The sequence below is a fragment of the bacterium genome (assembly GCA_030654305.1).
In the GTDB taxonomy this organism is placed as follows: Bacteria; Krumholzibacteriota; Krumholzibacteriia; order LZORAL124-64-63; family LZORAL124-64-63; genus PNOJ01.
Genome location: JAURXS010000185.1, coordinates 1 through 11,961 on the forward strand (window position 1 = coordinate 1; position 11,961 = coordinate 11,961).

The window sequence follows — 11,961 nt, forward strand, 5'->3', positions numbered from 1 at the left end:
GGGACACCACCGGCGGCGTCTCGGCGGTCGACGGCTACGGCTGCGTCGGCTGGAACGAAAGCGGCCCCGAAGCGGTGCTGCTGCTGGACGTGCCCGCCCCGACGACCCTGCACCTGATCCTGGAATCGGACGCCGACCTGGACCTGTTCCTGCTTTCCGGCTGCGACAGCGACCTGTGCGTGGCCCACCACACCCGCGAATTCCTGGTCGAGGTCGCGGGCGGGCCGGATCCCTGGGTCCTGGTGATCGACGGCTACTCCGGCGCCGCCGGCCCCTGGAGCCTGACCGTGCGGGCCTTCGCCGCCGGGGTGCCGCCGGAGGTCTGCGCGACCGCCACGCCCCTGCTCTGCCGGACGGCGCCCACCGACGCCGAAGGCAGCCTCTACGGCCTGCCCAACCTGCTCTTCGCGGACGACTGCGCGGAATACCTCGAGGCCGGCGGCGAGCGGTGGTACGCGGTGAGCCTGGCCGACAGCGCCCTGGCCACGCTCACCCTGAGCGACCAGATCTTCGACGCCGCGCTCTGGCTCTTCGACGGCTGCGAGCCGACGGCCGCCTGCGTCGCCTTCTCCGACGACGGCATCTCCGGGGCGCAGGAGATCCTGACCTACCGCAACCTGACCGACGCGCGGCGCACCTACTACCTCGCCGTGGACGCCGCCCAACCCCCGCCGGGCGAGTTCGATGGGGACTATTTCCTGCAGTCGGTGTGCACGGGCGGGATCGTCCCCAACGAGACGACGACCTGGGGCGCCATCAAGTCCTTCTACCGCTAGGGATTGCGCGCCGCGTCCGCCCGCCGCCCGTTTGCATTCTTGATCTCCCGGACGGCTGCCGCTAGTCTTGCGGGATTCGATGGACCGCCCCTCCGGGAGACCAGGAAGGACCCCCATGCCCGCTGCCGCGAAACCCTCCCGGCGCCCGCCCCGCGTCGTCGCCACCGCCCAGAGCATGGCCGACAAGCAGCGCGAGATCTCCATCAGCGAGTTCTTCACCAAGAACCGCCACCTGCTGGGCTTCGATTCGCCGGCCAAGGCGCTGATGACGACCATTAAGGAGGCCGTCGACAACTCCCTGGACGCCTGCGAGGAGGCCGGCATCCTGCCCGAGGTGCTGGTCGAGATCCAGCCGGTGGGCAACGGGAAGCGCAACGGCGCCGAGGCCGAGACGGTCCTGGAACTCGAGGCCGAGCCGGAGAAGCCGTCGCGCCGCAAGGGCGCCGTGGCCCCGGTCAAGGAGGAGCGCTACCGGGTCATCGTGGAGGACAACGGGCCGGGCATCGTGCGCCAGCAGGTGCCGCGCATCTTCGGCAAGCTGCTGTACGGCTCCAAGTTCCACAGCCTGCGCCAGAGCCGGGGCCAGCAGGGCATCGGCATCTCGGCCGCCGGCATGTACGGGCAGCTCACCACCGGCAAGCCGGTGGTCATCGTCAGCCGCACCGCCCAGCAGGACCGCGGCCACCGCTTCGAGCTGATGCTGGACATGAAGAAGAACGAGCCGGTCGTCCAGAAGGACGAGGAGTGCGACTGGGAGCGCCCCCACGGCACCCGCGTCGAGATCGAGCTGACGGGCTCCTACAAGCGCGGCCAGCACTCCGTCGACGTCTACCTCCAGCAGACCGCCGTCGCGAACCCGCACGTGCGGCTGATCTACCGCTCGCCGCGCGGCGACGAGATGATCTACCCGCGGGCCGCCGCCGAGCTGCCCGTCGCGGCCCACGAGATCCAGCCCCACCCCTACGGCGTGGAGCTGGGCATGCTGCTGCGGATGCTCAAGGAGACCAAGCAGCGCAACCTGTCGGGTTTCCTGCGCCACGAGTTCTGCCGGGTCGGCCCCAAGACCGCCGACCAGATCCTCGAGACCGCCGGCCTGGCGCCGACCAAGTCGCCGCGCCACACCGACCAGGACGAGGTCCAGCGGCTGATGGACGCCATCGCCGCCACGAAGATCCCCAGCCCGCCGACCGACTGCCTCTCGCCCATCGGCGAGACGCTGGTGCTGGCCGGGCTGAAGCAGCGGCTCGAGGCCGAGTTCACCACGGCCGTCACGCGCCCGCCGTCGGTCTACCGCGGCAACCCCTTCCAGGTGGAGGTCGGCCTGGCCTACGGCGGCGGCTTGCCCGCCGACGACCTGGCCCAGGTGCTGCGCTTCGCCAACCGCGTGCCGCTGCTCTACCAGGCCTCGGCCTGCGCCATCCACAAGGCCGTGCTGACCAACAACTGGCGCAGCTACGGCCTGCAGCAGTCCCGCGGCGCCCTGCCGTCGGGGCCGCTGGTGATCTTCGTGCACATGGCGTCGGTCTGGGTGCCGTTCACCTCGGAGAGCAAGGAGGCGGTGGCCCACTACCCGGAGATCGTCAAGGAGATCAGGCTGGCCCTGCAGGAGGCGGGCCGCCAGCTGCAGATCCACATCCGCCGCCGCGTGCGCGAGCGCGAGGCGCTGAAGAAGCAGGGCTATATCCAGAAGTACATCCCCCACATCGGCGACGCGCTGCGCGACATGCTGCACCTGGACGAGGCCGAGCGGACGGAGATCATCACCACGCTCACCGACACCCTGGAACGCAGCCGCAAGATCTGACGGCGTCCGTCGCCACGACCACGGGAGCGACCATGTCCGAAGCCTATGCCCGGTACCGCGAACGGATGTCTGAGATCCAGGCCCTGAACTCCGCCCTGTCCCTGCTGTCCTGGGACCAGGAGACGCTCATGCCGCCGCGCGGCCTCGCCTCGCGCTCCACCACGCGCGCGGCGCTGGCCGGTCTGGTGCACGACCGCGCCACCGACCCCGCCCTGGGCGCGCTGCTGGAGGGCCTCGCAGGCGCCGGCCCGGACGCCGCCGCCGCGGCCAACGTGCGCGAATCCCTGCGGGACTACCGGCGCGCGGTGCGCGTGCCGCGCGACCTGGTCACCGAGCTGGCCGAGACCACCACGCTGGCGCAGCAGGCCTGGGCCGAAGCGCGCGCCCGCAACGCATGGCCCCTGTTCGCGCCGCTTCTGGGCCGCATCGTGGACCTCAAGCGCCGCGAGGCCGAGGCCCTGGGCTACCAGGACGAACCCTACGACGCGCTGCTGGACGAGTACGAACCCGGCGCCCGCGCCGCCGACCTGGCGCGGATCTTCGCCGAGGTGCGCACCGCGCTGGTGCCGCTGGTCGAGGCCGCGCGCCGCGACCCCGCCGACCGCGGCGAGGACCTGCTGCGCGGCGGCCTGCCGGTCGCGGGCCAGGACGCGCTGGGCCGCCACGTCCTGAAGGACCTGGGGTTCGACCTCGAGGGGGGGCGGCTCGACCTCTCGGCCCACCCCTTCTCCACGCAGATCGCGCCGGGCGACGTGCGCCTGACGACCCACTACGACGCCGACGACCTGCAGAAATCCCTCTACTCCACGATCCACGAGGCCGGCCACGGCATGTACGAGCAGGGGCTGCCCGCCGACCAGGTCGGCCTGCCCCTGGGCGAGGCCGTGAGCCTGGGCGTCCACGAGTCGCAGTCGCGGCTGTGGGAGAACCAGATCGGGCGCTCGCGCGCGTTCATGAGCTACCTGCTGCCGCTGCTGCGCCGGCACTTCCCGGGGCGCTTCGACGGCGTCGCGCCCGAGCAGCTCGACCGCGCCGTGAACGTGGTGCGCCCCTCGGCGATCCGCATCGAGGCCGACGAGGTGACCTACACCCTGCACATCGTGCTGCGCATGGAGCTGGAACGGGCCCTGCTGCGCGGAGAAATCGCCGTCGCGGACCTGCCCTCGCTGTGGAACGAGCGGATGCGCGCCGACCTGGGCGTGGTCCCGGCCGACGACGCCGAGGGCGTCCTGCAGGACATCCACTGGTCGTTCGGGCTGTTCGGGTACTTCCCGACCTACGCCTTGGGCAACCTCTACTCGGCTGAGCTGCACCTCGCCGCGAAGCGGGACCTGCCGGGCCTGGACGACGACATCGCGCGCGGCGATTTCCTGCCGCTGCTGACCTGGCTGCGCGAGCGCATCCACCGGCGCGGGCGCGAGCTGGCGCCGCGGGAGCTGGTGCGCGCGGCGACGGGGCGCGAGCCCGGCGCCGGCCCCTACCTCGACTACCTGCGCGCCAAGTTCGGCGCGCTGTACGCCGTCTGACCCGCCCGGCGGGAGACTGGGAGAACGACGTGTCCGAGAAGAAGCCCGACCGCGAACAGCCCGAGCTGGCCTTCGGCTCCGCCCGGCCGCCGCTGCCGCCGCCGGCCGCCCAGAAGGCCGCTGCGAAGAAGCCGGCGGCCGCGGCCCCGCGCCGCGCCGCGCGCCAGGCCGCCCGACCGGTCGGCGGCGAGCCCCTGCTGAAGCGCATCGCCAAGGAGGCGGGCGACGTCCGCACCAGCATCCTGAAGGGCGTCAAACCGACGCTGCGCTTCCCGGTGCGCTCGCTGCAGAACGTGACCTACCGGCCCGGCGTGGGCTACTTCGAGCTGAAGGGCCGCGAGAAGGAGCGCACCCTGACCGTCAGCACGGTCAAGACCTTCGCCCAGACGCTCAAGATGATGTCCCTGTCGCAGGAACTGGTCCGCACCGACGACATCGCCACCAAGCGAGAAGCCTACTACGTCAGCAAGAACTGGGCGGAGGCGCGCTTCAAGGAGCAGCCCGAGTCGGACGCGGTCATGGAGGACGTCGAGGCGTTCTTCGGGGTCAACCGCGAGCAGCTCGGCTTCGTGCCCGAGGAGAAGGGCGGCGACGTGGCGGGCCGGCTGGTGGTCATCGACCAGGACCGCGACACCGGCGAGACGCTGCGCATCGACTGCACCCGCTTCGGCAGCGGGGCCTACTCGATCCCCATCTCGGTCGAGACGCTCGGCTTCGAGACCGACGCCGACTTCATCCTCTGCATCGAGACCGCGGGCATGTTCCAGCGCCTGGTGAAACACAACTACTGGAAGCAGGCCAACTGCGTCCTGGTCTCGCTGGGGGGCGTGCCCACGCGCGCCTGCCGCCGCTTCGTGCGCCGGCTCGCCGACGAGAAGGACATCCCGGTCTACGTCTTCGTCGACGGGGACCCCTACGGCTTCTCCAACATCTACCGCACGCTCAAGGTCGGCAGCGGCAACGCCGCCCACCTCAACGAGTTCTTCTGCGTGCCGCAGGCCCGCTTCCTGGGCATCACCCCCCAGGACATCATCGACTACGAGCTGCCCACCCACCCCCTGAAGGACGTGGACATCAAACGGGCCAAGGACGCCCTGAAGAACGACCCCTTCATCCTGCACCACAAGCCGTGGCAGCTAGCCATGCATCAAATGATTAAGATGGGGGTACGCGCGGAGCAGCAGGCGCTGGCCAAGCACGGCCTCAACTACGTCATCGACGAGTACCTGCCCCGCAAGCTGGGCGACGTGAGGGCTTTCCTACCTTGAGGAGACCGACCATGAGACACCCAACCATGAGACACCCCCATCGCAACACGGCGCCCATGCTGGCGCTGACCCTGGCCCTGCTGGCGGGCTGCGCCACCACCGGCCCGCACGGCGAGCAGAGCCTGATCCTGATCGACACCCCCACCGAGATCCAGATGGGCGTGGAGACCGACGTCGGCATCCGCCAGGAGTACCCGGTCCACACCGGCGCCGCCCTGAACGCCTACGTCGCCGAGGTGGGCGCGCGCGTGGCTGCGCACAGCGAGCGCAAGGACGTCCAGTACACCTTCACGCTGCTCGAGAGCGACATCGTCAACGCCTTCGCCGCCCCCGGGGGGTACATCTACGTGACCACCGGCCTGCTGAAGGCCGCCCACGACGAGTCCGAGCTGGCCGGCGTCATGGCCCACGAGCTGGGCCACGTCATCGGCCGCCACTCCGTGCGCCAGATCCAGCAGGCGATGGGCATGCAGATGGCCGCCGAGCTGCTGCTCGGCGACACCCAGGGCGCCGCCTGGCAGCAGGTGGCCGGCCTGGGCGCCGGGCTGTTCACGATGAAGAACAGCCGCGACCACGAGTTCCAGGCCGACCAGTTCGGCGTCAAGTACCTCGTCGCCGCGGGCTACGATCCCGAGGGCATCGTGCGGTTCTTCCAGACCCTGGTCGAGATGAACGGCGAAGGCGCGGGCGGCGCCGCCGGCTGGTTCAGCACCCACCCGGCGACGGGAGAGCGGATCACGCGCGCCCGCGAGGAGATCGCGCTCTACGATCTCGGCAACTCGCCGCGCAACCGCTACCAGGACCGCTTCCAGCAGGCGACCGCGCGGCTGCGCGGCTGACCGGCCCGACCGAACCGAACCACCCCGGCGAAAGGCCGTCGCGTGCGCAGCATCCTGGTCGTCGAACGCAAGCACCTGTTCCCGGGCCTGAGCCCGCAGGGGTTCCTGCCGCCGGGCAGCGTCGACCTCGACGCCCTGCAGCCGCACCTGTTCTTCGCCGAGCGCGACTACATGGAGCGCAACTCCCACTACAAGCAGATCATCCCCTACCTGGTGCTGCACCGCGGGTCGGGCGCCGACGCCAGGGTCCTCTGCTACCAGCGCCGCAGCAAGCACACCGAGCGCCGCTTGGGCGGCCTGTGGTCGCTGGGCTTCGGCGGGCACGTCGAGCCCCTGGACCGCGACGCCCCCGCCGTCGCCGAGCACGGCCTGCTGGCCGTCAGCGCGCTGCGCGAGCTGGTCGAGGAGACCGGGCTGCGCGTGCCGGCGGCCGCGCTGGCGCCCGTCGGCTTTATCAACGCCGACGCGCAGGACGTCTCGAGCGTTCACTTCGGGGTCGTGTTCCGCATCGATCTCGACGGGGTCGCGGGCGCCGACGAGGAGCTGCTGGCGACCGTCAGCGCCCAGGCCGAGCCCGAGCGCGCCCTCTGGCTGGCCGAGGCCGCCCTGCGCGGCATGACGGCGCCGGGCGCGGCGCCCGACGGCGGCGAGTTCGAGGACTGGTCGCGGATCGTCGCGGCGGCGCTGCCCTGAGCGCCGGCGCGGGAACGCGGTTGCGGCGCGGCTGGAACCGCCTGCACAGCCGGTACTGGTTCGTCTCCTTCCCCAAGAGCGGGCGGACCTGGACGTGGCGCGTGGTCGCCGCCTACCTGTCGCGGCTGCACGGCCTGCCCGCCTTCGCGTACCCGGAGTTCATGCCGCCGCTGCGGCGCGGCGCCTGGCGGCAGGTCCCGCGGGTCCACTTCGCCCACCCCCACTGCCGCGACGCCGACCCCGCGGTCACCGCCCGCTTCATGGCGGGGCTGAAGCGCAAGCGGGTGATCGTCGTGGTCCGCGACCCCCGCGACGTCGTGGTCACCTACCGCGCCCGGCTGTGCGTGCGGCAGCGCGACCCCGAGGCGCTCGGCCTCGACCTGCCCGCGTTCGTCCGTCACGGGACGCTCGGCATCGGACGCATCGTCGACTTCACGAACCAGTGGCACGGCGCCGGCGGCGCGGTGGGGTCGCTGCTGTGCCTGCGCTTCGAGGACCTGCGCGACGAGCCCCTGGTCCACTTCCCGCGGCTGCTCGGGTACCTGGGCATCCCCGTGGACGAGGCGTTGCTGGCGGAGGTCGTAGCCCGGACCCCCGACACGACCACGACAGCCGTCGAAGACGGCGGCGAGCGTCCGGGAGCCGCCGAACTGGCCTACATGGAGCGGGAGATGTCGCGGCTGGACCCGGCCCTGGGCTACGCTCCCCGGACGGAGGATGACCGATGATCAAGTTCGCCCTGCTGGCCGACCGGCGCTCCGGCACCACGCTGATGATCGACTGCCTGAACAACCTGCCGCGCGTGCACTGCGAGAAGCGCGTGTTCGGCATCGACAAGCGGATCGCCAACCCGACGAAGGACCACGAGAGCGGCCTGTTCTTCCTGTACCGCACCGAAACCTGGCAACGGCGCCTGCGCTACCTCACCGGGCGGCGCGCCATGATCCGCGACTACCTCGACGAGCGCATCTTCGTCCAGGAGGGCGACCGGGACGTCCGCGGGTTCCGGCTGATCTACGACAAGGCCGACCAGCACCCCGAGATCCTCGACGGCCTGCGCGGCCGCGACGTCCGGGTGATCCACCTCGTGCGCGAGAACGTCCTGAAGACGTTCATCTCGTTCAAGACGGCGCCGCTGCACAAGATGCACCACCCGCGCGAGGGGGACGCGATCCGGACCGTGAAGCTGAGGCTCGATCCCGCGACCCTGGTCGCGGAGCTGCGCCAGCGCGCGCGGCGGATCGAGCGCATGCGCGGCGCGGCGGCCGGCTTCGCGACGCTCGAGGTGGTCTACGAGAGCTTCGTCCGGGACCGCCAGGCGGAGGCCGCCCGCATCCAGCCCTTCCTGGGGTTGGACGAGGTCCTCCCCTTCCGGTCCGACCTCGTGAAGATCAATCCCGACCGCTTCGACGACCTGGTCGAGAACCACCAGGAGATCCGCCGCGTCCTCGCCGGCACGGAGTTCGAGCGGTTCATCGACGGCTGACGAGCACGGTTGAATGATCCGGAGGCCAGACGTGGGTTGGTGGCAGGAACTCCGGCGCCGCGGCGCCGTCGATCCGGGGAAGCTGATCCACGGGGCCGGGGACTGGCTCCCGGAGGCCGAGACGCCGCCGGAGCTGCGGATCGCGCCGCTGGTCCACCCCCTGCGCTACGACATCGTGGTGCGCATGCGGCTGTTCGAGGCGTACGCCGCCGACCGCGACCGCTTCCGGCGCGACCCGGCGGCCTTCGTCGAGCGGGCGCGCGGGCACGACTACCGCGTCTGGTTCGAGCGCGTGATGCTGGTGCGCCGGGCGGAGTTCGTCGCGCGCCACGCCGGGACGACCGAGTCGATCTTCGCCGAAACCGTCCGCGGGGCCGCCGCGCTGTACGAGTCCATCGCCGAGACGGGTTTCGACCCGAAGCAGCCGGTCGTCCTCTTCACGGGCCGGCGGATCCTGCCCGCGGACAGCGGCGCGGTCTCGGCGGAGCGCTACTTCCCGGGGGACGGCTGCCACCGCCTGGCCTGCCTGATGGCCCTGGGCTGCACGACGCTCCCGCGCGACCGCTACCGCCTCAAGCGGTTCGACCGGCTGCAGCCCCTGGACAACACGCGGCTGCTGCGGGACCACCTCGACCTCGACTGGCCGGCGTCCGTCATGCCGGGAGCGTGACGGCGACGCCCGTGCCGTTGACGCGGGCGGGGGCCTGCCCGATAATCGGGTCCCCGTGCCGCGCACCGCCGCGTCGGCCGACCGGAAGGGACCCCTGATGCGGCTGCGGATCGCGGAGACCCGATGAACCTGCTGTCGTTCGGATTCGTCCCGTTCATGGCGGTCGCGTGCGCGGCGTACTGGGCGTCGCCGGCCAGGTTCCGCGCCCACGTCCTGCTGATCGCCAGCCTCGCGTTCTACGCGTTCTGGGACGCGCGGCTGCTCGCGCTGCTGGTCGCATCCGCGCTGGCCAACCACGCCGTCGTGCGCGAACTCGCCCGCCCCGCCGGCGTGCTGACGGCGTCCCGGCGGCGCGCGATCCTGCGCCTCGGCATCGGCCTGCAATGCGCGCTGCTCTTCGCGTTCAAGTATTTCGCCTTCTTCGCCGGGAGCGCCCGTTCGCTCCTGGAGGCGGCCGGGCTGCCCGCGACGCCGCTCGCGCTGGACATCGCGGTCCCGTTGGGCCTGTCCTATTTCTGCCTGAAGGCCATCGCCATCCAGGCCGAGACGTACCTGGGGCGCCTGCCGGCCGCGCCGACGGCGATCCACCACGTCGTCTACCTGCTGTTCTTCCCGTCGCTCACCGCCGGACCCATCGACCGGCCGCAGCCCTTCCTCGCGCAGCTCGATCCCGCCGTCCGCCCGTCGCTGCGGGCCTCCCTGCGGCGGGGCGGCGACCTGCTGTTCGTCGGCGCCGTGAAGAAGCTCGTCATCGCCAACCACCTGGCGCCCGCGGTCGACCGCGCGTTCGCCGGCGATTTCGCCGGCGCGGGGTCCGCCGCCCTGGCCGCCGCGACCTACGCCTTCTACATCTACGCCGACTTCTCGGGCTACACCGATCTCGCGCGCGGCTGCGCCGCCTGCCTCGGCTTCGATCTCGCCGTCAACTTCCGCACACCGTACGGGGCGCACAGCCCCAGCGAGTTCTGGCAGCGCTGGCACATGTCCCTGTCGAGCTGGCTGCGCGACTACGTGTTCCTGCCGCTGGGCGGCGCGTTCCGCTCGCGCGGGCGGGCGTACCTGAACCTGGTGCTCACGATGCTCGTGGCCGGCCTCTGGCACGGCGCCTCGTGGATGTACGTCCTGTGGGGCCTGTACTTCGGCCTGCTGATGGTGGGCCACCGCGCCCTGCAGCCCTCGCTGAAGCGGCTGCGCCGCCGGTTGCGCCTGCGCGGCCGCGTCCGGCAGGCCGTCGAAGTCGCCCTCTCGTTCTCGCTCGTGGGTTTCGGGTGGCTGATCTTCCGCGGCGACGGCCCGCGCCAGCTGGTTTCGGCCTTCGCGAACGGCCCGTCCGTGGGCGCAGGGGACTGGCGGCCCTTCCTGACGACGGTCGTCCCTTTGGCCCTGCTCATGGTGCTGACCGACGCCCTCGGCGGCAGGGACGCCGAACCGGCCCTGCTGCGCAGCCGCCGGATCCCGTGGTGGGGCAAGCCCGTGCTCGTCGCCCTGGCGGCCTACGCCGTCTTCATCCTCGGCGTGCAGACGCAGTCGTTCGTCTACGCCCAGTTCTGAGCCGGGAGGCCGCATGAAGCGCATCCGCGGACTCGCCCGGCTGCTGATCGCGTGCTGCCTCGCGGGCGCCACCCTGGAGATCGCCGCCCGTGCCGACGACTGGCTGCGGTACCGGGCGGACCCGCTGGCCTACTACGGTCCCCTGAACCTGCGCTGGGTCGACGACCAGGGGCTCAGCTTCAACCGGCCCGGCATCCGGTACGAGATCCGCGAACACGACGAACACGGCTTCCGCAAGCACCCTTACGCCGCCACCGCCGGCAACGACGCCGCTTTGGACGTCGTCTGCCTGGGCACGTCGGAATCCTACGGGCTCTACGAGCGGGCCGGCCGGGAATGGCCGGCGGCGCTGGGCGCGCTGACCGCGCCCGACGGGTTCCGCTCCCTCAACGCCTCGGTCGTCGGCATGTCGCCCTTCCAGTACGCGGCCTACCTCGACCGCTACGTCCTGCCCTTGCGCCCCGAGTTCGTGATCCTGCTGCTGAGCCCCTTCAGCGTCGTGCAGGGCATGCGGGGCGACGAGCCGCTCGGCGCGGCCGACTTCGCCGACCCCGTGCGCATCGACCGCATGCGCGCCTCCTGCCGGCCGACCTGGAAGGACGGGTCGCGTTTCCTGGCCAAGGCCCGCGCCAGCGCCCGCAGCCGGCTGCCCGCGGCGTGGACCGACGCGATCGCCGCCGGCCTGCACCGGCTCTCGACCCTGCGGCGCGGGGCGCCGTCGGGCCGGGCCGCCGCGCACCTCGACGCGCCGCCGCCCCGCGTCCTGGAGGTCTACACGCGGCTGATGGACGATCTGTCGCAGCGGCTCGCCGCAAGCGGAGCGGTGGCGATCTTCGCCACCTACCCCGACGGCCTGCGCCTGGACGGGTCGCTGGCGGCCGCCCAGGGCATGCTCGACCGGCAGCTGTGGCTGCCGGACTACACGCCGGCCGGCCTGCTGGCGATTTCGCGCGAGTTCGCCGCGGCCACCCGCGCCCACTGCGACAGCCTGGGCTACCCGCTGATCGACCTCGAAGCCGCGCTCCCCAAGGACGCCGACACCTTCGCCGACAGCGTGCACCTCACGGAAGCCGGAGCGGCGCTGGCAGCGGCGGCGGCCCGCGAGACCCTGCTGCAGACGGCTGGTTCCCGGACGCGGCGAGGGAAGGCGCCGTGAGCCCCGTGTTATTGATGGGATGGATCCAGCTCCGGCGACTTCATCTACTCGCAGTTCTGAACGACCCGCCCGACGGCGACGGACGGCCGCGAGGGCATTTCGACTTGACCACCGGCGTCCCGCGATGGGACCCTCCGCGTCGTTCGGCGACCGGACCGCACATCCAGATGGAGTGGGAACCATGCCAGGAAT

Annotated in this window: 11 protein-coding genes; all 11 read left to right on the forward strand. The window is 71.7% G+C overall.

From position 1 onward, the window contains the following. Positions 1-776: hypothetical protein (locus Q7W29_04915; GenBank protein ID MDO9171156.1), on the forward strand; the 776-nt coding region annotated here is incomplete at its 5' end. Positions 777-951: 175 nt separating this feature from the next. After that, positions 952-2,580, forward strand: coding sequence for a DNA topoisomerase VI subunit B (locus Q7W29_04920; protein ID MDO9171157.1), 1,629 nt, complete (start codon positions 952-954; stop codon positions 2,578-2,580). A gap of 32 nt (positions 2,581-2,612) precedes the next feature. Continuing rightward, positions 2,613-4,106 carry a carboxypeptidase M32 gene (locus Q7W29_04925; GenBank protein ID MDO9171158.1) on the forward strand — a complete coding sequence of 498 codons (1,494 nt, stop codon included), beginning with the start codon at positions 2,613-2,615 and terminating at the stop codon, positions 4,104-4,106. 29 nt (positions 4,107-4,135) lie between these two features. After that, positions 4,136-5,374, forward strand: a complete 1,239-nt coding sequence (locus tag Q7W29_04930) for a DNA topoisomerase IV subunit A (protein MDO9171159.1) — start codon at positions 4,136-4,138, stop codon at positions 5,372-5,374. 26 nt (positions 5,375-5,400) lie between these two features. Further along, positions 5,401-6,213 carry a M48 family metallopeptidase gene (locus Q7W29_04935; GenBank protein ID MDO9171160.1) on the forward strand — a complete coding sequence of 271 codons (813 nt, stop codon included), beginning with the start codon at positions 5,401-5,403 and terminating at the stop codon, positions 6,211-6,213. A 42-nt stretch (positions 6,214-6,255) separates the two neighbouring features. Then, the gene (locus Q7W29_04940; protein MDO9171161.1) at positions 6,256-6,906 is read left to right on the forward strand and encodes an NUDIX domain-containing protein; all 651 of its coding nucleotides are present in this window, start codon (positions 6,256-6,258) and stop codon (positions 6,904-6,906) included. Positions 6,907-6,926: 20 nt separating this feature from the next. Further along, positions 6,927-7,634, forward strand: a complete 708-nt coding sequence (locus Q7W29_04945) for a sulfotransferase domain-containing protein (protein MDO9171162.1) — start codon at positions 6,927-6,929, stop codon at positions 7,632-7,634. After that, complete coding sequence (locus Q7W29_04950) at positions 7,631-8,392, forward strand: sulfotransferase (GenBank protein ID MDO9171163.1); 762 nt, start codon at positions 7,631-7,633, stop codon at positions 8,390-8,392. Before Q7W29_04945 ends, Q7W29_04950 begins: the two co-directional genes overlap by 4 nt. A 31-nt stretch (positions 8,393-8,423) precedes the next feature. Then, a complete protein-coding gene (locus Q7W29_04955; GenBank protein ID MDO9171164.1) occupies positions 8,424-9,062 on the forward strand; it encodes a hypothetical protein in 639 nt (212 codons plus the stop codon). A 123-nt stretch (positions 9,063-9,185) separates the two neighbouring features. Continuing rightward, positions 9,186-10,613 carry an MBOAT family O-acyltransferase gene (locus Q7W29_04960; protein MDO9171165.1) on the forward strand — a complete coding sequence of 476 codons (1,428 nt, stop codon included), beginning with the start codon at positions 9,186-9,188 and terminating at the stop codon, positions 10,611-10,613. Positions 10,614-10,626: 13 nt separating this feature from the next. After that, the gene (locus tag Q7W29_04965) at positions 10,627-11,769 is read left to right on the forward strand and encodes a hypothetical protein (GenBank protein MDO9171166.1); all 1,143 of its coding nucleotides are present in this window, start codon (positions 10,627-10,629) and stop codon (positions 11,767-11,769) included. Positions 11,770-11,961: the final 192 nt, after the last annotated feature.

Excerpts from the sequence above, each read along its gene's own strand:
- Q7W29_04920 (MDO9171157.1), top strand. The coding sequence starts at position 952 with ATGGCCGACAAGCAGCGCGAGATCTCCATCAGCGAGTTCTTCACCAAG.
- Q7W29_04925 (MDO9171158.1), top strand. The coding sequence starts at position 2,613 with ATGTCCGAAGCCTATGCCCGGTACCGCGAACGGATGTCTGAGATCCAG.
- Q7W29_04935 (MDO9171160.1), top strand. The coding sequence starts at position 5,401 with ATGAGACACCCCCATCGCAACACGGCGCCCATGCTGGCGCTGACCCTG.
- Q7W29_04950 (MDO9171163.1), top strand. The coding sequence starts at position 7,631 with ATGATCAAGTTCGCCCTGCTGGCCGACCGGCGCTCCGGCACCACGCTG.
- Q7W29_04960 (MDO9171165.1), top strand. The coding sequence starts at position 9,186 with ATGAACCTGCTGTCGTTCGGATTCGTCCCGTTCATGGCGGTCGCGTGC.
- Q7W29_04965 (MDO9171166.1), top strand. The coding sequence starts at position 10,627 with ATGAAGCGCATCCGCGGACTCGCCCGGCTGCTGATCGCGTGCTGCCTC.